This is a genomic window from Microbacterium xylanilyticum (assembly GCF_054654695.1).
This window is the reverse complement of sequence record NZ_BAAIEN010000002.1, coordinates 3,380,770-3,405,446: the sequence shown is the minus strand read 5'-3', so window position 1 is coordinate 3,405,446 and position 24,677 is coordinate 3,380,770. Positions and strand designations below refer to the sequence as shown.

Below are 24,677 nucleotides of genomic sequence, written 5' to 3'. Positions count from 1 at the left end.
AACCCCCGTCTGGCGCCGAAACCCCCACGGACAGACGCGGCCAGGTGGGGGTCTCGGCGCTCAGCGGGGGTCTCGAGTCGAGCGGGCAGGCCTGGCTGGTGGAGGGGGACGGCGCGGGAAGCGCGGCCAGGAGGGTGCGCGGACACCGTCCGTTCACCGGCATCGGGGATACTGGAAGAGCCACGAAGAAGCGGCGAAGGGATGGACATGGCCGAGTACGAGACGATCCTCACGGAGCAGCGCGGACGAGTCGGCTGGATCACCCTGAACCGTCCGCAGGCGCTGAACGCGCTGAACGCGCAGATCGCCGAAGAGGTCACGGCGGCCGCCACCGCGTTCGATGCGGATGAGAGCGTCGGCGCGATCGTGGTCACCGGGTCGGAGAAGGCGTTCGCCGCGGGTGCCGACATCAAGGAGATGGAGTCGATGTCGGCCGCTGAGATGGTGGAGACCGACCACTTCGGCATCTGGCGCGACTTCGCCGCGGTGCGCACGCCCGTGATCGCCGCCGTATCGGGCTTCGCCCTCGGCGGCGGCTGCGAGCTCGCGATGATGTGCGACATCATCCTGGCCGCCGACACCGCGAAGTTCGGGCAGCCGGAGGTGAACCTCGGGGTGATCCCCGGCATGGGCGGAACGCAGCGGCTCATCCGCGCGGTCGGCTACTACAAGGCCGCCGAGCTCGTGCTGTCGGGCCGCATCATGGGCGCCGAGGAGGCCGAGCGGGCGGGACTGGTCTCGCGCATCGTGCCCGCGGCCGAGCTGCTGGCCGAGGCGTCGGCGCTGGCCGAGACGATCGCGTCCAAGTCGCTGCCGTCAATCCTCGCCGCCAAGGCCGCCCTCGATGCGGCGATGGAGACCCCGCTCGCGGCCGGGCTCGACATCGAGCGCGAGGCCTTCGCCGCGCTGTTCGACACCGTCGACCAGAAGGAGGGCATGGCCGCCTTCCGTGAGAAGCGCCCGCCGCAGTTCGTGAACCGGTGATCGACATGGCAGACATCCGCGCACTCGGATCCACTCCGGATCCGCACCGGACCGCATCCCTCGACGCCTTCGCGGAGGCGTCGAACGTGGTGCCGCTGTTCGCCGACGGCGCGCTGCCCGACGTCACCGACCTGCGCCTCAGCGAGGACGACCGGCGCGAGCTGGTCGGCTGGACCATCGCGTGTGCCGAGCGGCTGCTGCCGCTGTTCCAGGCGGAGCGGCCCGACGACGACCGTCCGCGGGAGGCGCTCGCCGCAGCGGAGGCGTTCCTGCGCGGCGAGCTCGATATCGACGCCGTCCGCGAGAAGGCCTTCGCCTGCCACGAGGCCGCCCGGCAGGCGCGGGATCCGAGCGCCGTGGCCGCTGCCCGCGTGTGCGGGCAGGCCGTCGCCGTCGCGCATCTCGCCGGGCACAGCCGCCAGGTGCCGCGGCACACGGCGCGCGCGTTCCCCGGCGATCGCTCCCGCCGCGACGAGGAGCTCGCCTGGCAGCGGATGAACATACCGGCGCGGTTCGACGCCTACGTCTACGAAGGAGACTGAGCGCGCCGGGTTCACGCACGCGCCCCTCTCCGTTTTCTGGCGGAGAGGGGCGCGTGGACCGGGTGTCAGGACGCGGGATCAGTCTTCGGAGACGACGACCGTCACCTCGATGTTGCCGCGGGTCGCGTTCGAGTAGGGGCACACCTGGTGCGCGGCGTCGGCGAGTGCCTGGGCCTGCGCGAGCTCGAGGCCGGGGAGCACGACGTCCAGGCGCACGGCCAGCTGGTAGCCGCCCTGGCCGTTCGGGCCGATCTGCACGCGGCCGGCGACCGAGGAATCGGCGATGGCGACCTTCTGGGTGCGGGCGACGGCCTGCAGCGCGGAGTGGAAGCAGGCGCTGTATCCGGCCGCGAAGAGCTGCTCGGGGTTGGCCCCGTCGCCGGATCCGCCCATCTCGCGCGGGATGGCGAGGTCGAGGTCGACGCGGCGGTCGGTGGTGACGACGCGGCCGTTGCGGCCGGCTCCCGTCGCGATGGCTTCGGCGGTGTAGAGGACGTCCATGGGTGATCTCCTTCTGATCGGGGTGCGGATGCGAGGACTCAGTCCTCTGCCATGCGCGCGGCGACCGCGTGCATGGAGGAGGAGATGTCGTGCAGCCGGCGGATGAGGTCTTCGGCGGTGGTGCGGTCGGGGAGGGCGAACCCTTCCGCGATCTGCCGGGGGATGTCGCGGAGCTCCGTGCGCAGGCGCCGCCCGCGCTCGGTCACGGCGATCGAGACGACGCGCTCATCGGGGGAGCGGCGTTCGCGCACGATCAGGTCGTTCTGCTCCATCCGGCGCAGCAGCGGGGACAGCGTGCCCGAGTCGAGCTGCAGGCGCTCGCCGAGCGAGGACACGGTCTGCTCGCCGTCCAGCCAGAGCGTCACCAGCACGAGGTACTGCGGGTAGGTGAGGCCCCAGGGGGCGAGCAGCGCCCGGTACGCCTGGGTCGTGGCGCGCGTCGCGGCGTAGAGCGCGAAGCACACCATCTCGTCGGTTGCGGCCATGAGGAAAGCATTGCACACAAGAGAGTTTTGCACAACTTAACGGGGATCCATGGTCGTCGGCTGAGATGGATGGTGGCAGTGCGTCCTCAGCCCCGGAGCTCGTCCAGCGCCTTGGCGATGCGGCGCTCGCGGGTCGCCTCCTGCTTGGCGTCGGCGACGGAGCGCGCGATCTCCTTGCGCTGCGTGTAGTTCAGCGCCTCATAGGCGGCGGTCAGCCCGGCGTCGGCGAGGGCGGAGGTCAGCGCTTCGGGAACGTCGACCGTGCGCTCCGCGGTGTCGGCGGTGATCACGGCGTCGAACTCGTCGCCGAGCTCGAGCCCCACCGCGGCGCGGTTCGCCTTGCTGAACCCGATGAGATTCCTTCCGCCCATCCGGGCCAGGCGCAGTCGTGCGGTCTTCTCGCCGACGATGACCGCGACCGGGAACGCCTTCGCGCTGCTGAGCTCGGCGACCTGGGCGTCGGTGAGCACGATGGCTCCGGCAGGGCCCATGGGCTCGAGGGTGGTGCGGATCCGGAGTTCGCTCATGCCGGCCAGCCTACGGCTGCTCCGCCTGGCGGGCGAGGGCGTCGTTGCGCTGCTCGATGAGCCGGATGAGATGCCGCCGCATCACGAGCGCGTCGACGAGCCGCCCGAGCGGGCCCAGCGGCGACCGGAAGTCGATCTCGTCGCGCATCAGGGTGCCATCGGGCGCGGGCGTGAACGTGTGCCGGTGCCGGAAGGCGGCGAACGGGCCGCGGGAGAGTGCGAACACCCGCTCCGCGGGTGCGGCGATCATCCGCTCGAGGGCGAACGACGCCATCAGAGCGGATCCGGCTGCGGGCGCGGGTCGGCGAAGTCGCCCGCCGCCTTGCGCATGCGCGCCACGATCGCCACCAGATCGGCGGTGTCCTGCGCGGAGATGCCCGGATTCGCGAACACCTCGTCGTTGAGCGCTGCAGTCGCGCGCTCGACCAGGTCGCGCCCGGTATCGGTGAGCTCGAGCAGCGCGGCGCGTCCGTCGTGGGGGTCGCGGTGCCGCGCGATGAGGCCGTCGCGCACGAGCCGGTCAGCGGTGCTGGAGACGCTGGTCGCGTGCACCTGGAGGCGCGCCACGACGCTGGACAGCGGGAGGGTGCCGGTGCGGCTGAATGCGAGCAGGCGCAGCACCTCGTACCGGGCGAACGACAGCGTGAACGGCCGCAGCGCCGCATCGACGCGGGCCAGCAGCAGCTGCTGCGCGCGCATCACGGAGGTGACGAGCGACATGCCGTCGGCGGCCTCGGTCCAGCCGTGCGCCAGCCACTGCCGCTTCGCCTCGGCGAGCGGGTCGATGGGCAGCGGGTGCGGGCGGGCCATGCCCCTACGTTACCGGGGTCGACGCCGGTTCTCCGTTGCCTCGCGGAGGTGCTGCGGGTGGTCGCAGAACGACGTTCCGGATCCTGTTCGGTGAGACTGAATGTCATGGATCTTGAGATCGAATGCCACGCATGATGCCCGCTAGACTCGTCACAAGCGCAACGGAGGTTCGATGAAGATCTACGTCCTGGTGAAAGAGGTGCCCGACACGTACGGGGACCGCAAGCTCGACCTGGAGACGGGTCTGGCCGACCGCGGCGCGGGCGAGGTGGTGCTCGACGAGATCACCGAACGCGCGCTCGAGGTGGCGCTGAGCTACGCCGACGCGAATCCGGGCACCGAGGTGGTGGCGCTGACCATGGCGCCCGAGTCGGCGACCGCATCGATCCGACGGGCTCTCGCCATCGGCGCCGGATCCGCCGTGCACGTCGTCGACGACGCGCTGCGGGGCGCCGATCTCGGGCTCACGGCCGCGGTGCTCGCAGCGGCCATCCGGCGCGGCGAGCCCGACCTCGTGATCACGGGCAACCTCTCCACCGACGGATCGGGCGGGGTGATCCCCGCGATGCTCGCGGAGCACCTCGGGTTCGCAGAGGCCACCGCGCTGAGCGCGGTCACGATCGGCGCCGACGCCGTCACCGCGACGCGGGCGACCGATTCCGGATCCCAGCAGGTGACGGTTCCGCTGCCGGCGGTGATCTCGATCACGGAGGCGCTGCCCGACGCGCGCTTCCCGAACTTCAAGGGCATCATGGCCGCCAAGAAGAAGCCGCTCGAGGTGCTCTCCCTCGCCGACCTCGGCGTGAGCGCGGACCCGGCCGAAGCGCCGCAGACCATCCTCACGGCGGTGGCGGAGAAGCCGCCGCGCGCGGCGGGTGTGAAGATCACGGACGAGGGCGACGCGGCCGCGCAGCTCGTCGAGTTCCTGGTGCAGAACAGGCTGGTGTGACCATGGCGTACCCCGACAACGCGATCCTCGTCCTCATCGACGTGACGCCCGCGGGCGCCGCGTCGCCGTCGACCGCGGGCCTCCTCGGCGCCGCCGCGCAGCTCGGCGCCCCGGTGGCGCTGGTGGCGGCCCCCGCCGGGACCGCCCAGGCCGCCGTGGACGCGGCCGTCGCCGCCGGCGCGCAGGTCGTGCTGACGGCCGAGATCGACGGCGGTGCGGTGACCGTGCCCGTCGTCGACGCGCTGCAGGCGGCGTACCGCGCGGTGCGTCCGGACGCGGTGCTCGTGTCGAACTCGATCGCCGGCCGCGACGCCGCGGGGCGGCTCGCCGTGCGCGAGCACCTGGCGCTGTCCGTCGACGCGATCGGCGTCTCCCGCGACGACGACGGCGTTCTCGCGCACCACTCCGTCTACGGCGGAGCGTTCCTCACCGACTCCGCGCCCACGTTCGGCGCTCCCGTCATCACGGTGCGCCAGGGGGCGATCGACGCCAGGGCCGAGGCCGCCCCCGATGCCCGCGTCGAAGCGCTCGCCGTGGAGCCCTCGGGTGCACCGGCGGCGACTGGCGAGGCGATCGAGGCCGTCGAGGCGGCGTCCTCCCGCCCCGAGCTGCGCGGCGCCAAGGTCGTCGTCTCGGGCGGCCGCGGACTCGGATCCAAGGAGAACTTCGCGCTCGTGGAGGAGCTCGCCGACGAGCTGGGCGGCGCGGTCGGGGCCTCCCGGGCAGCCGTGGACGCGGGGTACATCCCCTACGCGCACCAGGTCGGGCAGACCGGCGTTTCCGTCTCGCCGCAGCTCTACATCGCGCTCGGCATCTCCGGCGCGATCCAGCACCGCGCCGGCATGCAGACCGCGAAGACGATCGTCGCGATCAACAAGGATCCCGACTCGCCGATCTTCGACGTCGCGGACTTCGGCATCGTGGGCGACCTGTTCACGGTCGTGCCGCAGGTGATCGAGCAGCTGCGCGCGCGGAAGAAGTAGCCATGACGACCTTGCGCAGGGGACTGCCGCGCACCCGCGGCGGCGAGCCCTGGCCGCCCGCCGTCGAGATCTCGGGGGACGCCTCGGTCGCACCCTCATCGGTCCCTGAGCTCGTCGAAGGGGCCTCGCTCCGGTCGGAGCCGATGGCGGACCCGGCCCCCGTCCTGGCCCCGGGCGCTTCGCTCCCCACGTCCCCCTCCGAGACGCGTGGGCCCGGCTCAGCGACCGGGCACGTGACTGCGCGCGGATCCGCCTTGCGCCGCGGCCTTCCCCGGCTCGCGGGCGGGGAGCCGTGGCCGCCCGCCGGCGCCGCACCTGGTGCGAGCTCTCCGACCGCGATGCCCATCCCGGTCCCTGAGCTTGCCGAAGGGAGACGGCTGCAACCCGAGCAGCCGCCCGCTGCGGCTCCGGCTGTGGTCGCGGGCGCTGCGACGGGCTCAGCGACCGAGGGTGTCCCCGCACCGGCAGCCGAATCCGCCCTCCGCCGCGGACTGCCGCGCGTCTCCGGCGGGGAGCCGTGGCCGCCCGCCGGCGTCGCGTCCCGCTCCACGGTCCCTGAGTTTGTCGAAGGGACCTCGCCGCGCGCGGAGGCGGAGGCTGCCGTCGTGCTCCCCAGCGCTGCGGCGGACGCAGCGACCGGGTCACCGGCGACCGCCGTCGCCCGGCGCCCCGACGTGTCGGCGCCGCTGCCGTTCACCCGCACCGTGTGGAACGGCTCGGCGCCGCGTCACGTGGCCGCCGAGCCGGCGCCCTCGAAGCTCCGGCCGACCTGGCCGCAGGCACTGGGCGGGCTGTTCGCGGCGGCGGGTCTCGCCGTGCTCGCGGGCGCGGCGATCGCGATCGTGCGCGCGTTCCTCAGCCTCCCGTTCATGCAGGACTTCCTCGCGGCGTACCCGGGGGAGTACCACCTGCCCGCGGGCGCCCCGGTGGGCCTGCCCGGATGGGTCGGCTGGCAGCACTTCTTCAACGTGTTCCTGATGACCCTGATCATCCGGTCGGGCCTGCGGGTGCGCACGGAGAAGCGGCCGACCGCGTTCTGGACGCCGCGCGGCAATCCGAAGGGCAAGATCAGCCTCACGCTCTGGTTCCACCAGGCGCTGGATCTGCTCTGGATCCTGAACGGCGCGATCTTCATCGTGCTGCTGTTCGTCACCGGGCAGTGGATGCGGCTCGTGCCGACGAGCTGGGAGGTGTTCCCGAACGCCCTCTCGGCGGCGCTGCAGTACGTCTCGTTCGACTGGCCGACGGAGAACGGCTGGGTGAACTACAACAGCCTGCAGCAGCTCGCCTACTTCAGCGTCGTGTTCCTGGCGGCCCCCGTCGCGATCGCCACCGGATTCCGCATGTCCGGGCTGTGGCCGAAGAAGGCCGCGGGGCTCTCCAAGGCGTACCCGATCGAGCTCGCCCGCGCCGTGCACTTCCCGACGATGCTGTTCTTCGTGGCGTTCATCGTGGTGCACGTCGCTCTCGTGCTGCTGACGGGCATGCTGCGCAACCTGAACCACATGTTCGCGGCGCAGGACGCCGTGACCTGGACCGGCTTCTGGGTGTTCCTGCTGTCGCTCGCGGTGATCGCCGGCGGCTGGGTCGCCGCGCGTCCGCTCGTGCTCGCCCCGATCGCGAAGCTGTTCGGCCAGGTCTCCGGGCGCTGACCCCGCGGCACAGGATCCGCCCGCGCACCGGCCTCGCAGGATCACCAATGCCGAAACCCCCACGACGCGCCGAAACCCCCATCGAGCAACGCGGCTCAGAGGGGTTTCGGCGGGCTGTGGGGGTTTCGGCGGATCGCGGAGGAGGGGCGGCGAAGCGGCTCCGTCGAGGAAAGCGGCTCAGCGGACGAAGCGGACTTCCTTGATCGTCTCGCCGAGGAACGGCTCCTGCTGCGAGGCGCCGTCCAGTGTGAACCCGTTGCGGGCGTAGAAGCGGTGCGCGCGGGGGTTGTCCTCGGCGACCCAGAGGTAGCAGTGCTCGTCGGCGGCGACCGCGGCATCGAACAGGCGCTGGCCGATGCCGCTGCCGTGCCAGGCGTCGAGCAGGTAGATGAAGAACAGTTCACGCTCGGCCGGAGGGTTCTCGTCGCGGGCAGGTCCGGATCCGACGAATCCGACGATCTCGCCGTCGACGAGAGCCGCGCTCATGCGGTACTCGGGACCCTGCGACGCCCAGTGCGTCCACAGCTCCGCGAGGCGCTTCGGCGACACCGCTTCGAGGGTCGCGGTGCTGATCAGGTGGTCGTAGGTCTCGTGCCAGCACTTCGCGTGCACACGGCCGAGCGCTTCGGCATCCACATCGCGAACGGGCCGGACGGTGACGTTGGGAAGGGCTTCGGCGCTCATGATCGTGACTCTACGCGCGCGGTGCGCTGACGCGAAATCGAGGGTGGCACTCTGTTTCGCGGTGGTTTCCGCCTCTTCATCGGCTGTGCGGATCCGACAAACGTTTCCCGGGATCCGTGCCGGATTCACTACGCTCCCGGTGTGAACGTGATCTGGCGCACCCTCCTCGTCTTCCTCGCCGCACGCCGGCGCGTCCGCCGCGGCCTCTCGCTCGCCCCGACGGCGGTCAGCCGCGTGCGCCTGACCACACTCCCCACGGACATCGATCTCCTCCGGCACATGAACAACGGCCGGTACCTGTCGCTGTTCGATCTGGGCCGCTGGGATCTGATGGTGCGCACCGGGCTGTTCGACGCGATGAGGGAGCGCGACTGGTACGCCGTCGTCTCGAACGAGACGGTGACCTTCCGCAAGTCGCTGGAGCTGTGGCAGCGCTTCGAGGTCGAGTCCCGCTTCATCGGCCACGACGACAAGGCGATGTTCATGGAGCACCGCGCCGTGGTCGACGGAGAGGTGTACGCCCGAGCGATCGTGCGCGCGCGCATGCTGCGTCGCGGCGGCGGCACGGTCCCGCACGAGGAGTTCTTCGGCGCCGTCGGCCGCCCCGACGACGTGCCCGGCGTCGAGGACTGGATCCACGACTGGGCCGCAGCCTCCGCACTGCCTCCGACCAAGGCTGCCGCGCCCAGCGTCTGGGACGACTGAGCCCCCTGCGGGCCCGTCCCCGCGCGGTAATCTGTGCCCGTGGGGGCGATACTCAGGACGACCGGGCGGGTGCTGTGGATGCGCTGGCCGGCGCTGCTCGCCTGGTACCTCGCAGGCACTCTGGGGCACTACTGGGTGAACGAGCTGGCGGGCTTCGTCGGCGCGTACACCTCCGTCGGCGGCCTGCTGATCCTGCCGTTCGCGGTGCTCGCGCGACTGATCAGCCTCGTCGGCATGCTGCTGGCGATGCGCGACGGCCTGCGCGCACTGCAGACCGTGGCGCCGGTGCCCGAGTCGACCGCGGAACGGCGCCGCAGCTTCCTCACCGCCCTGCTCGCCAGCATCCTGCCGTTCTTCGCCGTGTACGCCGCCCAGGGCCTGCTGCGTGAGGACATCCAGGACTACGGCCTGCGCGCGCTCGCGAAGAACACCGAGGAGATCGGCGCCACCCTCGGCACGGATCGCACCTTCGACCCGGGCGACAACGTGCTCGAGCTGTCGTTCAACGTCTGGACGGTGCTGATCATCGTGGCGGCCTTCGCCGCCCGCTGGGCCTGGGGGCGCTGGTCGAGCCGGCTGCCCCGCGCTCTCGCGCTGCTGGCGGTCTATTGCGAGGTCGTCTGGGTCTTCTTCTCGGTGCTGCTGCTGAAGGACATCACCGATGCCGCGACGGCGTGGATCGACAGCCGGGCCGCCATGGTGTGGCTGGGTGAGGTGCGCACCGCCCTGGCGGGCTGGCTGCCGCCGGTCGTGTGGATCGGCGACGGCGTCGGCTGGCTGATCGCCCAGGCGGGGCCGGTGCTGCTCGCACCACTGGCGTGGCTCACTGTCGCCGGCGTCGTCTACGGGCAGGCGATCGTGGCGGAGAAGCTGCAGATCCAGCACCGCCTCGTCGCGCAGATGCGCGAGCGCGTCGCCCGCGTGCCCAATCCCGTGATGCGTCGGCTGCGCGACTTCGGCACCGAGCTCGGATCCCGGTTCGTGCCCATCTGGCGCGCGATCCTGCTGATGTGGCGCGCGGGGCCCCTGATCATCGCGTCCTACGCGCTGCTGTACGCCGTGGTGATCGTGGCGCAGTCGTGGCTGCGCTACGGGGTGAGCCGCTGGATCGGCCCGCACGACACCGACCTGTTCTGGGCGGTGTACTGGCCGGTGATCTTCCTCATCCCGCCGCTGATCATGGAGCCGATCCGGCTCGCCCTGGTCGCGGGCGCCTACGACACCACCTTCGGGATGCTGCGGCGCGCCCAGGAGGCGCGGACGGATGCGGCGGCGCCCCGGACGGAGGAGGAGGCGGATGCCGCGGCCATCACCGCGGCCGCCGGCGCCCTGCCCACCGCCGCCCCGCGCACCACCCCCGCGGTGCCCCACGCGGTGCTGCCGCCCGGGGCTCCGGTGCCGCCCGCGGTGCCGCCGGCCTGAGCGGTCCCCGGAGCGGGCGGCCCGGCGCCACCGGCAGGATGCCGCCGCCTGGCACCACCGGTACGACGACACCGGCACGGAGCCACCGGCAGGGAGTCGCCCGGGCCGAGCGCGCTCAGGGGTCGACGCTGAAGCGCACGTACCTGGACTTGGCGAAGAGCGGTTCCACGTCGACCCAGAACGGCCCGTCCACGTCGTCGGGTACGACGTACGGCAGCACCAGCTGGTACGGCGCGGCACTCTCGCCCTCCAGCGTGGGCACGCAGCGTTCGGGCTCCTCGTCGTTCCACAGCAGGCCGAGCTGCGTCCGCGCCGAGAGCCACACGTGCCCCGTGCTCTTCTGCACGAGCTTCGGCGACGAGCATCCCGGGCCCTTGTCGCCGGTGGCATCGACGGGGACCACCACGAGGATGAGCTTCGCGTGCTTCGGCATGTCGAGGCCGCTGGTGTCGGTGATCTCCTTGGCCTTGACCGGACCCCAGACCGCGCCCTGCAGCCGGACCGTGCCCGACTTCCCGGGCTCGACGGCCCACACCGGCATCCCCGAGTCGGGGTACGCGTACTTCCACTTCCACCAGCCGATGCCCAGCACCGTGGCGGGCAGCAGCACCGCCAGCACGCAGAGCGCGAGCGCGTTGCTGCGCCACCAGCCGCGTCGCACCTGCGTCGCCTCGCCCGTCATCTCGCCCAACCCATCGGATCCAGTTCCGCCTCGTTCTGCAGGGGCACGTCGTCGAGATCGACGTCGACCTGGATCACGCCGTCCGCGGTGGTGCTGTAGTCCGAGGCGAACTCGAGCGTCGCCGCGCCCTCGAGCGAGCCCTCCGGCACCTCGAAGGCGATGCTGCCGTGCCGGGGGACGCCCGTGATGAGGACCATGCCCTTCGCAGTGTCGCCGCGTTCCGTGGCGGAGTAGACGCGGTCGCCGAGGTGGAGCTCCGCCGTGGCGAGGAGTGCCCCGAACTGGTCCTCGACGGCCGCGGCGTCGAGATCGACCACGAGCCAGGTGCCGTCGGCGTGCCAGCCCTTCCCGTCGGACACCGCGTGCGCCGCGCGGACCCGTGTGACGGTCACGGCCAGGTTGCGGGTCGCGGCGGGTGCGCCCACCGTGCTGCGGCTCACGAAGCTCTCGTAGGGGGCGTCCTCCGGCTGCTGCACCTGGGTGAGGCCCCATGCCGCGACGACCAGGGCGAGCGACAGCGCCCAGACGCCGGCGGTGCGCAGGCGCGTACGCCGGCGGTCGGATGGCGACGCGGCGGGCGGCACGGCGGGCGGCGGAGCGGGCATGGCGGGCGGCGGCGGAGGGACGGTCATGACGGCGCCTCGTCCTCGGACGGCAGCTCGTCGACCCGGACCGCGGCGTACGCGCCCGGCCGGACGTCGGTCCAGTAGTCGCCGCGGGTGAACAGCTGGCCGACCGCGTGCGTCGAGTCCGGCAGCACCACGCGGATCTCGTCCCCCGGGGCGACGTCGGCCGCATCCACCAGCCAGGCGATCCGCACGCGCGTGGGGACGTCCGGCTGGAGATAGGAGACGTTGCTGCCGTCGGCGACCCGGTCGGCGCTGAAGCCGTCGAGCGTCACATCCTTCACGGCGACGCCCTTCAGCGCGTCCTTGCCGGAGGCGAGTCGTGGCTTGCGGAACACGTTCTCGACGTCGAGCACGACGACCAGCGTGCGCTGGCCCGCGGCAGGGGAGAGGTTCGTGCCGCGCACCTCTCCGCCGACCGCGGCGCTCACCACAGACATGTCCAGATCGGATCCGACGAAGTGCTGCCCGGTGTGCAGCTCGGGCGGCGCGGGCTTCGGCACGTCGGCGAGGCCCCCGAACGCGGCGGTCGAGGCGAGCAGCACGGCGCCGGCGCCGCTGATGAGCCAGCCCGTCGGCACACGGTCGGCCATCTTCCTGGCCCACGTCGTGAGGCGCGCCTCCGATGCCGCGCGCGTGGCCGCCTCCGCCGCGTCCTGCGACGCCGGCTGCGGCTGGTCCCGTTCCCCCACGCGTACAGCATATTCAGGGTGCGCAGGCGGGCGTGCCGCGTCTTTCTGCGGCCCTCAGGGCGCCATGCTGGAGGTGAGCACTCGCGCACCCACCCGTCAGCGCGAGGAGGGAGGACCCCAGCACATGCCGCAGTGGCTGAACGCCGCGCAGACCGAGCGCGCCCGCCGGGCCGTGGCCCTCGCACAGCGCTGGATCGACGAGGCCGCCGCGGCGCATGCGGATCCGGCCGCGGAGCGCCTGTCCGGTGTGCTGCAGGACCCGCACGGACTCCCGTTCACGCTGGGATTCGTGGACGACGTGATGCGCCCGGAGAGCCTGGGAGCGGTCGCCTCGGGGCTGCACCGCGTGGCGCCGCTCGTGCCGGGCTTCCTGCCCTGGTACCTGCGCGCCGCGGTGCGCGCCGGCGGGCTGGTGGCGCCGGGGCTGCCCTCGCCGACCGTCCCGATCGCCCGCACCGTGCTGCGCGAGCTGGTCGGGCACCTCATCGCCGACGCGCGCCCCGCCAAGCTGGGCCCGGCGATCGCGAAGCTGCGCGCCGGCGGCGCCCGGCTCAACCTCAACCTGCTCGGCGAGGCGGTGCTCGGCGAGGAGGAGGCGCAGCGCCGACTGGACGGGATCCACGAGCTGATCCGCCGGGACGACGTCGACTACGTGTCGGTGAAGGTCTCGTCCGTGATGAGCCGCATCTCGATGTGGGCTTTCGACGACGTCGTCGAGCGGGTCGCCGAGAGGCTGATGCCGCTGTACCTGTCGGCCGCGGGTGATTCACGGCCCTCCACGAGCCCGAAGCGCGTGCAGACGTTCATCAACCTCGACATGGAGGAGTACCGCGACCTCGACCTGACCATCGCGGTGTTCACCCGGATCCTGGAGGATCCGCGGCTGAAGCACCTCGAGGCGGGGATCGTGCTGCAGACCTACCTGCCCGATGCGCTTCCCGCGCTGCGCGAGCTCACCGCCTGGGCGAAGGACCGCGTCGACCACGGCGGCGCCCCGATCAAGGTGCGCCTGGTGAAGGGCGCCAACCTCGCCATGGAGCGGGTGGAGGCCGCCCTGCACGGCTGGACCCCGGCGCCCTACGACACCAAGATCGACACGGACGCGAACTACCTGCGCTGCCTGGATGCGGCGCTCACCCCGGAGGCCGTGCGCGCGGTGCGCATCGGCGTCGCCGGGCACAACCTCTTCGACATCGCGTACGCCTGGCTGCTGGCCGGCGACCGCGGCGTGCGCCCCGATCCGCTCCCGCCGGTCCCTGAGCCTGTCGAAGGGCCCGGAAACCCTGCCACCCCTTCGACGAGCTCAGGGACCGGAGACGGCAGCTCAACGACCGCGAGATCCGGATCCGCGCCGCTCGAGTTCGAGATGCTGCTCGGCATGGCGCAGGGACAGGTCGAGGCGGTGAGCCGGGAGGTCGGCCACGTGCTGCTCTACGTGCCCGTGGTGAAGCCGAGCGAGTTCGACGTCGCGATCAGCTATCTCGTGCGCCGGCTCGAGGAGAACGCGTCGAAGGAGAACTTCCTGTCGTCGGCCTTCCGGCTGCATGAGGATCCGGACGCGCTGGACCGCGAGATCAACCGGTTCGCGCTCTCCCTGGAGCGCTCGGCCGATCCGGCGCTGCCCACCGGCCCGCGACGCCGGCAGAACCGGCTCGCCCCCGTGCACGAGTCCGCCGCGCTCACCACGGATCCGGACACCCAGGCTGCCGCGCTCACCCAGGCCGTGCTGGGGATCGCCGAGGCCGCCGACCCCGGCGACACGTTCGTGGAGACCGCCGTCTTCGCCGCACGGGAGGACGACTCCGCCGTCGCCACCGGCGCCCCCGGCTTCCGCAACACCGCCGACACCGACCCGGCGCTCCCGGCGAACCGGGAATGGGCGCGGGGCATCATCGCCCGCATCCCCGGCAGCGCCGCGGGGGTGGGCCTCGTCCAGAGCGCGCGCGTCGCCGACCCGGCCGAGCTCGAGCGCATCATCGCCCGGGTGCGCGCGGCGGCGCTGGCCTGGGGCACCCGCCCCGCCGTCGAGCGCGGCGAAGTGCTGCTCCGCGTCGCCGCCGTGCTCGAGTCGCGCCGTGCGGAGCTCATCGAGGTCGCCGCCGCGGAGACGGGCAAGGTGCTGTCCGAGGGCGACGTCGAGGTGAGCGAGGCCGTCGACTTCGCCCGGTACTACGCCGCCCGGGCCAGGGAGCTCGACGCCGTGCCCGGTGCCGCCTTCGTGCCGTCGCGGCTCACCGTCGTGGCGCCGCCGTGGAACTTCCCGCTGTCGATCCCCGCGGGAGGAGTGCTGGCCGCGCTCGCCGCAGGATCCGGTGTCGTGTTCAAGCCGGCCCCGCAGGCACGGCGGTCGGCGGCGGTGATCGCCGCGGCGCTCTGGGACGCGGGCATCCCGCGCGACCTGCTGGCCTTCGTCGACATCGCCGAGGACGAGCTCGGCAGGGAGCTCATCGCCCACCCCGATGTGGACCGGGTGATTCTCACGGGATCCTTCGAGACCGCGGCCCTGTTCCGCAGCTGGCGGCACGACCTGCCGCTGCACGCCGAGACCAGCGGCAAGAACGCGATCGTGATCGCACCCTCCGCCGACCTGGACCTCGCGGTCGCCGACCTGGTCAAGAGCGCCTTCGCCCACGCCGGGCAGAAGTGCTCGGCGGCGTCGCTGGCCATCCTGGTGGGGCCGGTCGGGCGCTCCAAACGGTTCGCGCGGCAGCTGCTCGACGCCACCCGCTCCCTGCACGTGGGCTGGCCGGAGGATCCGCTCTCGGAGGTCGGCCCCGTGATCGAGCCGCCTCAGGGCAAGCTGCACTGGGCGCTCACCGAGCTCGACGCCGATGAGAAGTGGCTCCTGAAGCCGCGCGAGATCCTCGGATCCGACGGTAGGCTGTGGACCCCCGGGATCCGCCTCGGCGTGCAGCCGGGATCGCGCTTCCACCGTGAGGAGTTCTTCGGGCCCGTGCTCGGCATCATGCACGCCCCCACGCTGGCGCGCGCGATCGAGCTCCAGAACGCCGTCGAGTACGGCCTCACCGCGGGGCTGCACACGCAGGATCCCGACGACCTCGCCCTCTGGCTCGACCGCGTGCAGGCGGGGAACCTGTACGTGAACCGCGGCATCACCGGCGCGATCGTGCAGCGCCAGCCGTTCGGCGGGTGGAAGCGCTCCTCGGTCGGGGGCGGTGCCAAGGCCGGCGGGCCGAACCACCTCATCGGGCTGGGCTCGTGGCGCGACACGGGCGGCGCCGGATCCAGCACCCTGCATCTGCGCGGGCTCGACTCGCGCATCACCGCGCTGATCGAGGCCGCCCAGCCGTCGCTGGACTACACGGCGTTCGAGTGGCTGCGCCGCGCGGCGCTGTCGGACGCACTCGCCTGGGACCGCGAGTTCGGGCGGGTGCGCGACGTGTCGCGCCTGGGCGTGGAGCGCAACCTGTTCCGCTACCGCCCCGTGCCGGTCGCCGTGCGCGCGACCGGCACGGCGCCGCTGCGCGTCCTGCTGCGGGTGGCGATCGCGGCGATCCGCAGCGGTGGCGCGTTCACGCTCTCGTCCCCGGTGGGGCTGCCGGCCGCGGTGCGGCGCGTGCTGGGCGAGGCCGGGGTCACCGTCTTCGTGGAGAGCGACGAGGAGTGGATCCAGCGGTTCACCGCGCCCCGGGCGGCCGAGCCCGTGGCCGCGTCCGGCCCGCTCCCGTGGCAGAAGGCGCGGGTCGCTGATGCGCAGGCAGGCGGGGATCATCACGGCGAGGCGGAGGCACCGCAGCGCCCCGAGCGGGTGCGCATCGTGGGGACCGCGGAGGATGTCGCCGCCCTGCACGCCGCACTCGCGGAGGCGGTGCAGGGGGATCCGGACCTGGCGATCTTCGCCGGCGAGGTGACGACGGCAGGACGCATCGAGCTGCTGCCGTTCCTGCACGAGCAGGCGATCGCGATCACCGCGCACCGGTACGGCAACCCCGACGACTGGAGCGCCGGGGTGATCTGACCGGCACGAACGCGGCGAGCTGGCCACGCTCAGACTCGGGTGCGACAATGGACGACGGCGTGCCCGTGTCGCATCTTCTCCGCACAACGGATCGAAGGACCGCCGGGCCTGAGGACAGCGTCCGCCGCATCCAGGATTCCGAGGAGCCTCATGTCGACGCCCGACACCGCCACCACGACCGCCCCGGCCCGCACCGCGCACCACCGCCGGTACCTGATGTGCAAGCCGGAGCACTTCACGGTCAACTACAGCATCAACCCGTGGATGGAGCCGGCGAACCCGACCGACACCGCGAAGGCCGTCGCGCAGTGGCAGAAGCTGTACGACCTCTACCTCGAGCTGGGCCACGAGGTCGAGCTCATCGAGCCGCTCGCCGGCTACCCCGACATGGTCTACACCGCCAACGGCGGCTTCGTCATCGACGGCCGCGCCTACGTGCCGTCGTTCCGCTTCGTCGAGCGCCAGGGCGAGGCCCCCGCGTTCGCCGAGTGGTTCCGCACGCACGGCTTCGACACCGTGCTGCCCGAGGAGGTCAACGAGGGCGAGGGCGACTTCCTGCTCGCCGGCGACGTGATCCTCGCCGGCACGGGGTTCCGCTCCACGGGTGACAGCCACCGCGAGGTGGGCGAGGTGTTCGGCCGCGAGGTCGTGTCGCTGAACCTCGTCGACCCGCGCTTCTACCACCTCGACACCGCGCTCGCCGTGCTCGACCCCGTGGTGGGCGAGGAGAACGGCGGCCCGGCCGCCGCGAACATCGCGTACCTGCCGCACGCCTTCGACGACGCCAGCCGCGCGATCCTCGAGGAGCGCTTCCCCGACGCGATCCTCGTCTCGGACGAGGACGGCGCCGTGTTCGGCCTGAACTCGGCGAGCGACGGTTACAACGTGATCATCTCGCCGCGCGCCAAGGGCTTCGAGAAGCAGCTGCGCGAGCGCGGCTACAACCCGATCACGGTCGACCTCAGCGAGCTGCTCCTCGGCGGCGGCGGCATCAAGTGCTGCACGCTGGAACTGCGGGGTGTCAAGTGACAGCCGCTGAGCTCACCGTCGACGCCGCCGCGACCGCGGCGGAGCCCCACGTCGCGCGCAACTACGCGCCGCTCGACGTGACGATCGCCCGCGGCGAGGGCGCCTGGGTGACCGACGTCGAGGGCAAGCGCTACCTCGACCTGCTCGCGGCGTACTCGGCCGTGAACTTCGGCCACCGTCACCCCGCGCTCGTCGCGGCGCTCGAAGAGCAGCTGGGCCGTGTCGCGCTCACCAGCCGCGCGTTCCGCAACGACCGGCTCGAGCCGTTCGCCGCAGCGCTCGCAGAGCTGTGCGGCAAGGACCTGGTGCTGCCGATGAACACCGGCGCCGAAGCGGTCGAGACCGGCATCAAGGTCGCCCGCGCCTGGGGCTACCGGGTCAAGGGCGTGCGCCCGGACGCAGCCCGCATCATCGTGGCGCACGGCAACTTCCACGGCCGCACCACGACGATCGTCGGCTTCAGCGACGACGAGTCCGCGCGCGACGGCTTCGGACCGTTCGCCCCCGGCTTCGACGCCGTGCCCTATGGCGACGCCGACGCCATCGCAGCCGCGATCACCGACGACACCGTCGCCGTGCTCATCGAGCCGATCCAGGGCGAGGGCGGCGTGATCATCCCGCCCGACGGGTACCTGCGCCGGATCCGCGAGATCTGCGACGAGCGCAATGTGCTGTTCGTCGCCGACGAGATCCAGTCGGGTCTCGGCCGGGTGGGCGAGACCTTCGCCTGCGACCGTGAGGGCGTCGTTCCCGACCTGTACCTGCTCGGGAAGGCGCTCGGCGGCGGGATCCTGCCCGTCTCGGCCGTCGTCGGCAACGAGGACGTGCTGGGCGTGATCCGCCCCGGCGAGCACGGATCCACGTTCGGCGGCAACCCGCTCGCGGCGGCCGTCGGGCTGCGCGCGGTCGAGATGCTGGCCTCGGGGGAGTTCCAGGAGCGCGCGAAGGCGCTCGGCGCGCACCTGCGCGCGGGCCTGGACGCGCTCATCGGGCACGGCGTCACCGCGGTGCGCTCGGCCGGCCTGTGGGCGGGCGTCGACATCGACCCGTCGCGCGGGACCGGACGCGAGATCGCGGAGAGGCTCCTCGACCGCGGTGTGCTCGTGAAGGACACGCACGGCCAGACCATCCGCATCGCGCCGCCCATCGTGGTGCGCGCGACCGAGCTGGACTGGGCGCTCGAGCAGCTCCGCCTCGTGCTCGAGGGCTGAGGCGCAGTCCGACCCCGCCGCGGCGCCCGCTGGTGCGCTGCCCCGAGGGCCCCGCTGCCCGACATCGCCAGACCCCCACGGCGCGTCGCCCGGACGCCCGCTGCCTCGACATCGCCGAGACCCCCACGGCGTGTCGAAACCCCCACACGCGAGCGCCGCTGCGCGGGGGTTTCGGCGCCACGTGGGGGTTTCGGCGCAAGGAAGGCGCACGTAAGCGCAAGGAGGGAAGCCCCGGCCTCACTCGGTCAGGCGGCGCTCCGCGCGGTACGACTCCCACTCGTCCACGAGCTCGGGCATCCGGCGCGCCATGAAGCGGAAGAACTCCGCCATCTCCGAGGCGCGGTCGCGGGCGGCGTGATCCTCGTCGTGCTCCGCGCCGATCGCCTCGATGTGCGCGGCGAGCCGCTCGTAGATCGGGCCGTTGTTGGTCATCAGCCCGTACCAGGTGTCGGGGATGATGACGTAGTGGTCGCGGCGGCGATCCGGCCGGGAGACGCGGCGGATGACCTGGATCGTCTGCAGGTAGCGCACCGCGCCCGACACCGCGGCTGCGCTGACGCCCAGCCGGTCCGCGAGCTCCGCCGCCGTGTAGCCGTCCGCCGGGGCGGCGATGAGCGCCATCATCACGCGCCCCGGCATGCGGGGGAAGCCTACGGCGGTGATCATCGCCGCCGCCTCCTCCGCGGCGTCGACTCCGTGATGCACCGGCGGGGCCGGATCCTGCGCGCTCATGACCCCATCATCCCGCGGGCTGCAGCTCGCGACGGCGCATGAGGGCGAGCGATGCGGCGGCCCCCGCCACGACCACGAGCACCAGCCACACGGTGCCGCGCAGGTCGGTGTCGCCGTTCGAGACGATCGGGGTGACCGAGAACGGCGAGAACCGCGTGGTCCACTCCGGCAGCCCGAACAGGGGGCCGAAGAGCCCGAACACCGTGGCGAGGAGCACGAGCGCCCAGGCGATGCCGACCGTGCCGCGGGGGAGCAGCACGAACACGAGCCCGGTGAGGACCGTGAACACGCAGGCGGCGAGGCCCTGACCGAGCCCGACGACGACGACCACCTGGGCGAGCGACGACACGTGCGCGTTGCCGGCGAGCCCGGCGAAGGCGGCGAGCATCGCGGCCGCCACGATGATCGCGATCGCGAACGTCGCCACGAGCAGGTAGTCGGCGAGCCACCGCACCCGTCCTACCGGCAGCGCCAGCACGTTCTCCGCCGTGCCGTGCGCCTCCTCCTGCCGGGCGCGCACGACGATCTGCACGGCTGCGCAGGCAGCGAGGATCCCCAGCATCGTGAAGAACACGGAGACCACGGTCTCCTCGAGGTTCCCCGCCTTGCCGATCTTGTCGAGGATCTGCTGCACCGCGGGGTTCTGCCCGGAGATCTCGCCCGCCAGGCCCGAGAGCTTCGTCGCCAGCAGTCCGGTGAGCGCGCCGCCGACGGCCCAGCCGACGATGGCGCCGTTCGTCAGCCGCCACACCAGTGCGTGCGGCGTCGACAGCGCGGGCCGGGCGTGGATGCGGCCGGGTCGCGCCGGGATGAAGCCCTCGCCGATGTCGCGCGCGGACTGCAGCGCCACGGCCACGATCGCGAGGACGAGGCCGAACGCGACCCCGAGCAGCGCCGGCCAGCCGTCATCCGTGTCGTAGGGGCGCGCCTGCTCCGCCCAGCCGAACGGCGACACCCACACGAGTCCGGAGCTGGTGATGCGGGTGAGGTCGTCGCTCGGGGTTCCCGCGACGTTGCCGATCCCGTTGATCAGGAACGTGCCGACGAGGATCCACACGGTGAGCGCGTTCGCCCCGCGGGAGGTGCGCATGAGCTGCGCGGCAATGAGGCCGATGCCGAGGAACGCGATCCCGGTCGTCGCCGAGGTGGCGCCCATGAGCCAGGAACCGGTGGCGTCGAGCTTCGAGCCGATCAGCGAGAGCGCCACCAGCACCCCGAGGACGAGGTTCGCCGCGACGCCGTGGATGATCGTCGCGATCGTCGGCAGGGCGCGGCCCAGCGCGGTCGTGGCGACGAGCTCGGTGCGGCCCGCCTCCTCGTCGCCGCGGGTGTGCCGCACGGCGAGGAACGTGCTCATGAGTGCGGCGAGCATCGTCAGCCACGGCAGGACCTCGAAGGAGAGGAACTGCCCCTCGGAGGCCCCCGACGGGAGGCCGCGGAACATCATGATGACGGGGTTCGCCATCACCGCGGCGAGCACCTCGACGCGGTCCTTGACCGTCGCGTAGGACTGGGTGACGCCCGCGAAGCCCGAGTACGCCATCAGCACGGTGGCGAGGATCCAGAGCAGCAGCTGCAGCCAGTCCCGGCGCAGGCGCTGCCGCAGTAGGGTGGCCAGCATCATGACTCCCTCGCGGCGACCCGCCGGGACGTGCGGGTTCCCGCACCGGCCGAGCCGTCGTCCTCGGCGGTCCGGAGCGCGGCGAGGTCGTCGCCGTAGTGCCGCAGGAACAGCTCCTCGAGGGACGGCGGCTCGATCCGCAGACCGGCCACGCTGCGCTGGGCGAGCACCGGCAGCACCGCGGGGACGGCGTCGCTGTCGACGGTGAACCGGGCCCGCCCGTCGTCCAGGACGCCGTCGTGCGCGCCGGGGATCCCGGCGAGGGCGGAGGCGTCCGTCGCCTCGAAAGACACCTCGGTGCGGGTGAGGTGACGCAGCTCCTGGAGCGTGCCCGATTCGACGATGCGTCCGGCCCGGATGATGCTCACCCGATCGCACAGCAGCTCCACCTCGGAGAGGATGTGGCTGGAGAGCAGCACCGTCGCTCCGTCGCGGCGGATCCGCTGCACCTCGTCGCGGAAGACGACCTCCATGAGCGGGTCCAGTCCGCTCGTCGGCTCGTCGAGGATGTACAGGTCCGCGGGCACGGCGAACGCCGCGATGAGCGCGACCTTCTGCCGGTTGCCCTTGGAATAGGCCCGGCCCTTCTTGCGCGGGTCGAACTGGAACGCCGTCATCAGCCGCTCCCGCTCGGCGCGGTAGGCGGGATCCTTCGTCCTCGCACCCCGCAGCCGCGCCAGGAAGTCGATGGCCTCGCCGCCGGACAGGTTCGGCCAGACGCTGACGTCGCCCGGCACGTAGGCGACCCGGCGGTGGATCTGCACGGCGTCGCGCCAGGGATCCTGGCCGAAGACCGCCGCGGATCCGCCGGTCTTGCGGGCGAGGCCGAGCAGGATCCGGATGGTGGTGGACTTGCCGGCCCCGTTCGGGCCGAGGAAGCCGTGCACCTGGCCCTCGTCGACGCTGAGATCCAGTCCGTCGAGCGCATGCACGCGGCCGTAGTGCTTGGTGAGGCCGTCGGTGCGGATGATCGTGTTCATGGCGGCGATGCTACGCCGATTTCACAAATTCGTGAAGGAAGTGAAGCGCATGGATTCCGTGAGGATCGCGTCGGACTCAGCGGCTCGGTGCTGTGGCGTCCGCGGAGTCTGGATCGCTTCGGTCTGTGGAGAGCAGATCGCGACGTCGGATGGCCGGAGTAGCGTTCAAGCAATCGATGAGGGGGCTGGATGGACGACGGCGACGTAAGAATCGAGATGTACGAAGGTGCGGGCCTGACCATCGAGGTTCGTGCAGAGGAGGACAGTGTGTGGCTGTCCTTGGACCAGCTCTCGGCGCTGTTCGCGCGCGACAAATCGACCATTTCGCGTCACGTGCGCAACGTCTTCGCGGAGGGTGAGGTTGAGCGTGAGGCAGTTGTTGCAGATTTTGCAACAACTGCCTCGGATGGCAAGACCTATCGCGTCACGCACTACAACCTCGATGTCATCATCTCGGTCGGATACCGGGTCAAGTCCGCAGAAGGCGTCAAGTTCCGGCAATGGGCGACCGGGATACTTAAGGCCTACATGCTCGAAGGAGTCGTTCGCAACGAACGGCGACTCGAGGAACTCGGATCCATCGTCCGGGTGCTCGGGCGCTCGTCGGACGATGTCGTGGCGGGAATTGCCGACATCGTCTCCGGCTACCTGCCGAGCCTGCGGACTCTGCGCGACTTTGATGCAGGCGCGATCGACTCGGCGGCCGGCGCGCCCGAAGTTTGGGTCCTGACGATCGAGGAAGCGCGTCGTGTGATCGACGGCATGCGCGAGGAGTTCCCTGACGACACTCTCCTCGGCAAGGAGCGCGGCGAGGGTCTGGCCGGAGTGATCGGCGCGATCTACCAGGGATTCGCTGGTCAGCAGATCTATCCGACAGTGCAGGAGAAGGCCGCCAACCTGCTCTATCTGATCGTAAAAGACCATCCCCTTACCGACGGGAACAAGCGATCGGCGGCGGCGCTCTTCGTGCACTTTCTCGCCAAGAACGACGCACTCCTGGACGAGGCCGGAGAAACCCGCGTATCGAACAATGCGCTTGCGGCGCTCACGCTCTTGATCGCCATGAGCGATCCAAAAGAGAAGGAGTTGTTGATCGCGCTCGTGCTGCGCATGCTCAACGGCGAGCCCGTCTGACCTCGGGACTGCCCGTGCGTGGGCCGTCAGGCGTTCACGGTCACGCTGACGCTGTGCCAGCCCGTCGCGCCGTCGGGCGCCGGGGGAGCGGTGTCGGCGGTCTGCACGGTGCCGTCGGCGCCGGTCGCACGGCAGCGGAGCGCGTGCTGCCCCGTCGTCGCGTGCCAGGGGAGCCGCCACTGCACCCAGGTGTCGGCGGAGATCGCCGGCGCGAGCTCGGCGCGCTGCCACGGCCCGTCGTCGACCTGCACCTCGACCGCGGAGACGCCCACGTGCGGCTGCCAGGCGACGCCGGCGACGACGGTGTCGCCGGCGGGGATGGTGCGGCCGGCGCGGGGCACGTCGATGCGCGACTCCAGCTTGATCGGGCCCCGGGCGGACCAGCCGCGCGACGTCCAGTACGCCGTGGCGCGGTCGAAACGGGTGACCTCGAGGTCGGTGACCCATTTCGTCGCGGAGACGTAGCCGTAGAGGCCCGGCACGACCATGCGCACGGGGAAGCCGTGCTCGACGGGCAGCGGCTCGCCGTTCATGCCGATCGCGAGCAGCGCGTGGCGGTCGTCGGTGAGCGCCTCGAGCGGAGTGCCCGCGGTGAACCCGTCCACGGAGGTGGAGAGCACCATGTCGGCGTCGGCCGCGGGCTGCGCCTTCGCGAGCAGCTCGCGGATCGGATACCCGAGCCACACGGCGTTGCCGATGAGGTCGCCGCCGACTTCGTTCGACACGCAGGACAGCGTGGCGGGGGCCTCCACGAGGGGGAGCGCGAGCAGCTCGTCCCAGGTGAGCGTCACCTCGTGGCCGACCAGGCCATGGATCCGCAGCCGCCACTGCGTCGGATCCACCTGGGGCACGACGAGCGCCGTGTCGATGCGGTAGAAGTCGGCGTTCGGGGTGATCAGCGGGCTGAGGCCGTCGACCCTCAGAGCGGCGCCCGCGGGGATCGGTGCCGAGGGCACGGCCGGCTTCGGCAGGCGCAGGGCGCTGCGCACGGTGGCGACGGCGACGGATCCGGCTCGCCCGGCGGTGGCCGCCACCGCCGCGAGGACCCCGAGGGCCGCCGTCGCCCCCGTCCAGGCGAGGAAGCGCCGCCGGGACGGCCCGTCCGGGGCGGCGGACGGAGGGTCGGTCGATCGTGCGGCATCGACGGACCGCGAGACTGCACCTGCGCGACGAGACTGCAGCAGAGAACGGCTGTCTCGTCGTGCCGTTGCCGTCTCGCGGTCAGGGAGGGTCGTCTCGGGGGCGGGGAGGGCCGTCTCGGGGGCGGGGAGCCGCCGCATCAGGGCGCGCAGGCAGAACGCCGCCACGACGCCCGCCACGAGCGCGGGCAGCCAGGACAGCGCCACGGCGCCGGCGCGCAGCGGCGCCAGCAGGGCGACCGCCGCGCCGAGCACCACGAGACCGGCGACGCCGACATGGCGCCAGCGCCGTTCGCACACGCCGAGTGCGCCCGCGACGACGACGAGCACCACGGCGATCCCGGTGAGCAGCGCCGCCTTGTCCCCCGTGCCGAACAGGGCGATCGCGGTGTCCTTCGCCCACGCCGGCGCGGCGTCGATGAGCACGCCGCCGACGACGGCGAACGGACTGGACTGCGGCGCCACCAGCGTCGCGACGAGCTCGCCCGCGCCGATGCCGAGCAGCGCAGCGGCGATCCCGGCGGCGGCCGCCCGCGCCCTGCGTCGCCACGCGGATCCGGTCATGACCTCAGCGTAGGAACCGCGCGGGGGCGGGCGGCGCGAAGATC

24 protein-coding genes are annotated in these 24,677 nt (G+C 72.1%); 11 read left to right on the top strand and 13 right to left on the bottom strand.

All coding sequences use genetic code 11. The features are described from left to right. The first annotated feature begins 207 nt into the window (after positions 1-207). Together ACYQ1L_RS17000 and ACYQ1L_RS16995 are read left to right on the top strand one after the other, a co-directional pair. Complete coding sequence (locus ACYQ1L_RS17000; protein WP_460005195.1) at positions 208-984, top strand: enoyl-CoA hydratase-related protein; 777 nt, start codon at positions 208-210, stop codon at positions 982-984. 5 nt (positions 985-989) lie between these two features. Beyond that, positions 990-1,526 carry a putative immunity protein gene (locus ACYQ1L_RS16995; RefSeq protein WP_460005194.1) on the top strand — a complete coding sequence of 179 codons (537 nt, stop codon included), beginning with the start codon at positions 990-992 and terminating at the stop codon, positions 1,524-1,526. A 78-nt stretch (positions 1,527-1,604) separates the two neighbouring features. On the opposite strand, the gene ACYQ1L_RS16990 is transcribed toward ACYQ1L_RS16995, so the two are convergent. From ACYQ1L_RS16990 to ACYQ1L_RS16970, 5 genes are all read right to left on the bottom strand, one after another. Beyond that, positions 1,605-2,027 carry an organic hydroperoxide resistance protein gene (locus tag ACYQ1L_RS16990; protein WP_045250925.1) on the bottom strand — a complete coding sequence of 141 codons (423 nt, stop codon included), beginning with the start codon at positions 2,025-2,027 and terminating at the stop codon, positions 1,605-1,607. 38 nt (positions 2,028-2,065) lie between these two features. Then, on the bottom strand, positions 2,066-2,512 hold the full coding sequence (locus tag ACYQ1L_RS16985) for a MarR family winged helix-turn-helix transcriptional regulator (protein WP_460005193.1): 447 nt from the start codon (positions 2,510-2,512) through the stop codon (positions 2,066-2,068). A gap of 86 nt (positions 2,513-2,598) precedes the next feature. Further along, positions 2,599-3,039, bottom strand: a complete 441-nt coding sequence (locus ACYQ1L_RS16980) for a YdeI/OmpD-associated family protein (protein WP_460005192.1) — start codon at positions 3,037-3,039, stop codon at positions 2,599-2,601. A 10-nt stretch (positions 3,040-3,049) separates the two neighbouring features. Then, positions 3,050-3,313 carry an SRPBCC family protein gene (locus tag ACYQ1L_RS16975; RefSeq protein ID WP_460005191.1) on the bottom strand — a complete coding sequence of 88 codons (264 nt, stop codon included), beginning with the start codon at positions 3,311-3,313 and terminating at the stop codon, positions 3,050-3,052. Further along, positions 3,313-3,849, bottom strand: coding sequence for a MarR family winged helix-turn-helix transcriptional regulator (locus ACYQ1L_RS16970; protein ID WP_460005190.1), 537 nt, complete (start codon positions 3,847-3,849; stop codon positions 3,313-3,315). Before ACYQ1L_RS16970 ends, ACYQ1L_RS16975 begins: the two co-directional genes overlap by 1 nt. Before the next feature lie 172 nt (positions 3,850-4,021). Here ACYQ1L_RS16970 and ACYQ1L_RS16965 point away from each other — a divergent pair, with 172 nt between their 5' ends. The 3 genes from ACYQ1L_RS16965 to ACYQ1L_RS16955 are packed head-to-tail and all read left to right on the top strand — an operon-like array spanning position 4,022 to position 7,433. Further along, positions 4,022-4,798, top strand: coding sequence for an electron transfer flavoprotein subunit beta/FixA family protein (locus ACYQ1L_RS16965; protein ID WP_460005189.1), 777 nt, complete (start codon positions 4,022-4,024; stop codon positions 4,796-4,798). A 2-nt stretch (positions 4,799-4,800) separates the two neighbouring features. Beyond that, the gene (locus tag ACYQ1L_RS16960; RefSeq protein ID WP_460005188.1) at positions 4,801-5,781 is read left to right on the top strand and encodes an electron transfer flavoprotein subunit alpha/FixB family protein; all 981 of its coding nucleotides are present in this window, start codon (positions 4,801-4,803) and stop codon (positions 5,779-5,781) included. 2 nt (positions 5,782-5,783) lie between these two features. Further along, positions 5,784-7,433 (top strand): cytochrome b/b6 domain-containing protein, encoded by a 1,650-nt coding sequence (locus ACYQ1L_RS16955; protein WP_460005187.1) that lies wholly within the window; start codon positions 5,784-5,786, stop codon positions 7,431-7,433. Between the two features lie 177 nt (positions 7,434-7,610). Here the strand turns inward: ACYQ1L_RS16955 and ACYQ1L_RS16950 are convergent, their stop codons facing one another. Then, positions 7,611-8,117, bottom strand: a complete 507-nt coding sequence (locus ACYQ1L_RS16950; protein ID WP_460005186.1) for a GNAT family N-acetyltransferase — start codon at positions 8,115-8,117, stop codon at positions 7,611-7,613. Between the two features lie 141 nt (positions 8,118-8,258). On the opposite strand from ACYQ1L_RS16950, the gene ACYQ1L_RS16945 reads away from it, so the two are divergent. Continuing rightward, a complete protein-coding gene (locus ACYQ1L_RS16945) occupies positions 8,259-8,822 on the top strand; it encodes an acyl-CoA thioesterase (RefSeq protein ID WP_460005185.1) in 564 nt (187 codons plus the stop codon). Positions 8,823-8,861: 39 nt separating this feature from the next. Continuing rightward, complete coding sequence (locus ACYQ1L_RS16940) at positions 8,862-10,244, top strand: hypothetical protein (RefSeq protein ID WP_460005184.1); 1,383 nt, start codon at positions 8,862-8,864, stop codon at positions 10,242-10,244. A gap of 115 nt (positions 10,245-10,359) precedes the next feature. Here the strand turns inward: ACYQ1L_RS16940 and ACYQ1L_RS16935 are convergent, their stop codons facing one another. The 3 genes from ACYQ1L_RS16935 to ACYQ1L_RS16925 are packed head-to-tail and all read right to left on the bottom strand — an operon-like array spanning position 10,360 to position 12,244. Beyond that, on the bottom strand, positions 10,360-10,926 hold the full coding sequence (locus ACYQ1L_RS16935) for a hypothetical protein (protein ID WP_460005183.1): 567 nt from the start codon (positions 10,924-10,926) through the stop codon (positions 10,360-10,362). Then, entirely contained in the window at positions 10,923-11,558 is a 636-nt protein-coding gene (locus ACYQ1L_RS16930; RefSeq protein WP_460005182.1) for a hypothetical protein, read from the bottom strand. The genes ACYQ1L_RS16935 and ACYQ1L_RS16930 overlap by 4 nt, the downstream gene beginning before the upstream one ends. Beyond that, positions 11,555-12,244, bottom strand: coding sequence for a hypothetical protein (locus tag ACYQ1L_RS16925; protein WP_460005181.1), 690 nt, complete (start codon positions 12,242-12,244; stop codon positions 11,555-11,557). The genes ACYQ1L_RS16930 and ACYQ1L_RS16925 overlap by 4 nt, the downstream gene beginning before the upstream one ends. Before the next feature lie 124 nt (positions 12,245-12,368). Here ACYQ1L_RS16925 and ACYQ1L_RS16920 point away from each other — a divergent pair, with 124 nt between their 5' ends. From ACYQ1L_RS16920 to rocD, 3 genes are all read left to right on the top strand, one after another. Continuing rightward, entirely contained in the window at positions 12,369-16,223 is a 3,855-nt protein-coding gene (locus tag ACYQ1L_RS16920; RefSeq protein WP_460005180.1) for a proline dehydrogenase family protein, read from the top strand. A gap of 150 nt (positions 16,224-16,373) precedes the next feature. After that, complete coding sequence (gene ddaH, locus ACYQ1L_RS16915) at positions 16,374-17,252, top strand: dimethylargininase (RefSeq protein ID WP_460005179.1); 879 nt, start codon at positions 16,374-16,376, stop codon at positions 17,250-17,252. Continuing rightward, complete coding sequence (gene rocD / locus ACYQ1L_RS16910; protein WP_460005178.1) at positions 17,249-18,463, top strand: ornithine--oxo-acid transaminase; 1,215 nt, start codon at positions 17,249-17,251, stop codon at positions 18,461-18,463. The genes ddaH and rocD overlap by 4 nt, the downstream gene beginning before the upstream one ends. Positions 18,464-18,700: 237 nt before the next feature. Here the strand turns inward: rocD and ACYQ1L_RS16905 are convergent, their stop codons facing one another. From ACYQ1L_RS16905 to ACYQ1L_RS16895, 3 genes are read right to left on the bottom strand one after another with little or no spacing between them, the layout of a single operon-like run. Beyond that, positions 18,701-19,195 (bottom strand): GbsR/MarR family transcriptional regulator, encoded by a 495-nt coding sequence (locus ACYQ1L_RS16905; protein WP_460005177.1) that lies wholly within the window; start codon positions 19,193-19,195, stop codon positions 18,701-18,703. 7 nt (positions 19,196-19,202) lie between these two features. Further along, the gene (locus ACYQ1L_RS16900; RefSeq protein WP_460005176.1) at positions 19,203-20,816 is read right to left on the bottom strand and encodes an ABC transporter permease; all 1,614 of its coding nucleotides are present in this window, start codon (positions 20,814-20,816) and stop codon (positions 19,203-19,205) included. Beyond that, positions 20,816-21,796, bottom strand: coding sequence for an ABC transporter ATP-binding protein (locus ACYQ1L_RS16895; RefSeq protein WP_460005175.1), 981 nt, complete (start codon positions 21,794-21,796; stop codon positions 20,816-20,818). Before ACYQ1L_RS16895 ends, ACYQ1L_RS16900 begins: the two co-directional genes overlap by 1 nt. Before the next feature lie 189 nt (positions 21,797-21,985). Between ACYQ1L_RS16895 and ACYQ1L_RS16890 the strand changes: the two genes are divergently transcribed. Then, entirely contained in the window at positions 21,986-22,930 is a 945-nt protein-coding gene (locus ACYQ1L_RS16890) for a virulence RhuM family protein/type II toxin-antitoxin system death-on-curing family toxin (RefSeq protein ID WP_460005174.1), read from the top strand. A gap of 26 nt (positions 22,931-22,956) precedes the next feature. Here the strand turns inward: ACYQ1L_RS16890 and ACYQ1L_RS16885 are convergent, their stop codons facing one another. Beyond that, positions 22,957-24,633, bottom strand: coding sequence for a molybdopterin-dependent oxidoreductase (locus ACYQ1L_RS16885; RefSeq protein ID WP_460005173.1), 1,677 nt, complete (start codon positions 24,631-24,633; stop codon positions 22,957-22,959). Between the last annotated feature and the right edge of the window lie 44 nt (positions 24,634-24,677).

Bases quoted from the DNA above. Each gene is read 5' to 3' on its own strand.
- ACYQ1L_RS17000 (WP_460005195.1), top strand. From the start codon at position 208: ATGGCCGAGTACGAGACGATCCTCACGGAGCAGCGCGGACGAGTCGGC.
- ACYQ1L_RS16995 (WP_460005194.1), top strand. From the start codon at position 990: ATGGCAGACATCCGCGCACTCGGATCCACTCCGGATCCGCACCGGACC.
- ACYQ1L_RS16990 (WP_045250925.1), bottom strand. From the start codon at position 2,027: ATGGACGTCCTCTACACCGCCGAAGCCATCGCGACGGGAGCCGGCCGC.
- ACYQ1L_RS16985 (WP_460005193.1), bottom strand. From the start codon at position 2,512: ATGGCCGCAACCGACGAGATGGTGTGCTTCGCGCTCTACGCCGCGACG.
- ACYQ1L_RS16980 (WP_460005192.1), bottom strand. From the start codon at position 3,039: ATGAGCGAACTCCGGATCCGCACCACCCTCGAGCCCATGGGCCCTGCC.
- ACYQ1L_RS16975 (WP_460005191.1), bottom strand. From the start codon at position 3,313: ATGGCGTCGTTCGCCCTCGAGCGGATGATCGCCGCACCCGCGGAGCGG.
- ACYQ1L_RS16970 (WP_460005190.1), bottom strand. From the start codon at position 3,849: ATGGCCCGCCCGCACCCGCTGCCCATCGACCCGCTCGCCGAGGCGAAG.
- ACYQ1L_RS16965 (WP_460005189.1), top strand. From the start codon at position 4,022: ATGAAGATCTACGTCCTGGTGAAAGAGGTGCCCGACACGTACGGGGAC.
- ACYQ1L_RS16960 (WP_460005188.1), top strand. From the start codon at position 4,801: ATGGCGTACCCCGACAACGCGATCCTCGTCCTCATCGACGTGACGCCC.
- ACYQ1L_RS16955 (WP_460005187.1), top strand. From the start codon at position 5,784: ATGACGACCTTGCGCAGGGGACTGCCGCGCACCCGCGGCGGCGAGCCC.
- ACYQ1L_RS16950 (WP_460005186.1), bottom strand. From the start codon at position 8,117: ATGAGCGCCGAAGCCCTTCCCAACGTCACCGTCCGGCCCGTTCGCGAT.
- ACYQ1L_RS16935 (WP_460005183.1), bottom strand. From the start codon at position 10,926: ATGACGGGCGAGGCGACGCAGGTGCGACGCGGCTGGTGGCGCAGCAAC.
- ACYQ1L_RS16930 (WP_460005182.1), bottom strand. From the start codon at position 11,558: ATGACCGTCCCTCCGCCGCCGCCCGCCATGCCCGCTCCGCCGCCCGCC.
- ACYQ1L_RS16920 (WP_460005180.1), top strand. From the start codon at position 12,369: ATGCCGCAGTGGCTGAACGCCGCGCAGACCGAGCGCGCCCGCCGGGCC.
- ddaH (WP_460005179.1), top strand. From the start codon at position 16,374: ATGTCGACGCCCGACACCGCCACCACGACCGCCCCGGCCCGCACCGCG.
- ACYQ1L_RS16905 (WP_460005177.1), bottom strand. From the start codon at position 19,195: ATGAGCGCGCAGGATCCGGCCCCGCCGGTGCATCACGGAGTCGACGCC.
- ACYQ1L_RS16900 (WP_460005176.1), bottom strand. From the start codon at position 20,816: ATGCTGGCCACCCTACTGCGGCAGCGCCTGCGCCGGGACTGGCTGCAG.
- ACYQ1L_RS16895 (WP_460005175.1), bottom strand. From the start codon at position 21,796: ATGAACACGATCATCCGCACCGACGGCCTCACCAAGCACTACGGCCGC.
- ACYQ1L_RS16890 (WP_460005174.1), top strand. From the start codon at position 21,986: ATGGACGACGGCGACGTAAGAATCGAGATGTACGAAGGTGCGGGCCTG.
- ACYQ1L_RS16885 (WP_460005173.1), bottom strand. From the start codon at position 24,633: ATGACCGGATCCGCGTGGCGACGCAGGGCGCGGGCGGCCGCCGCCGGG.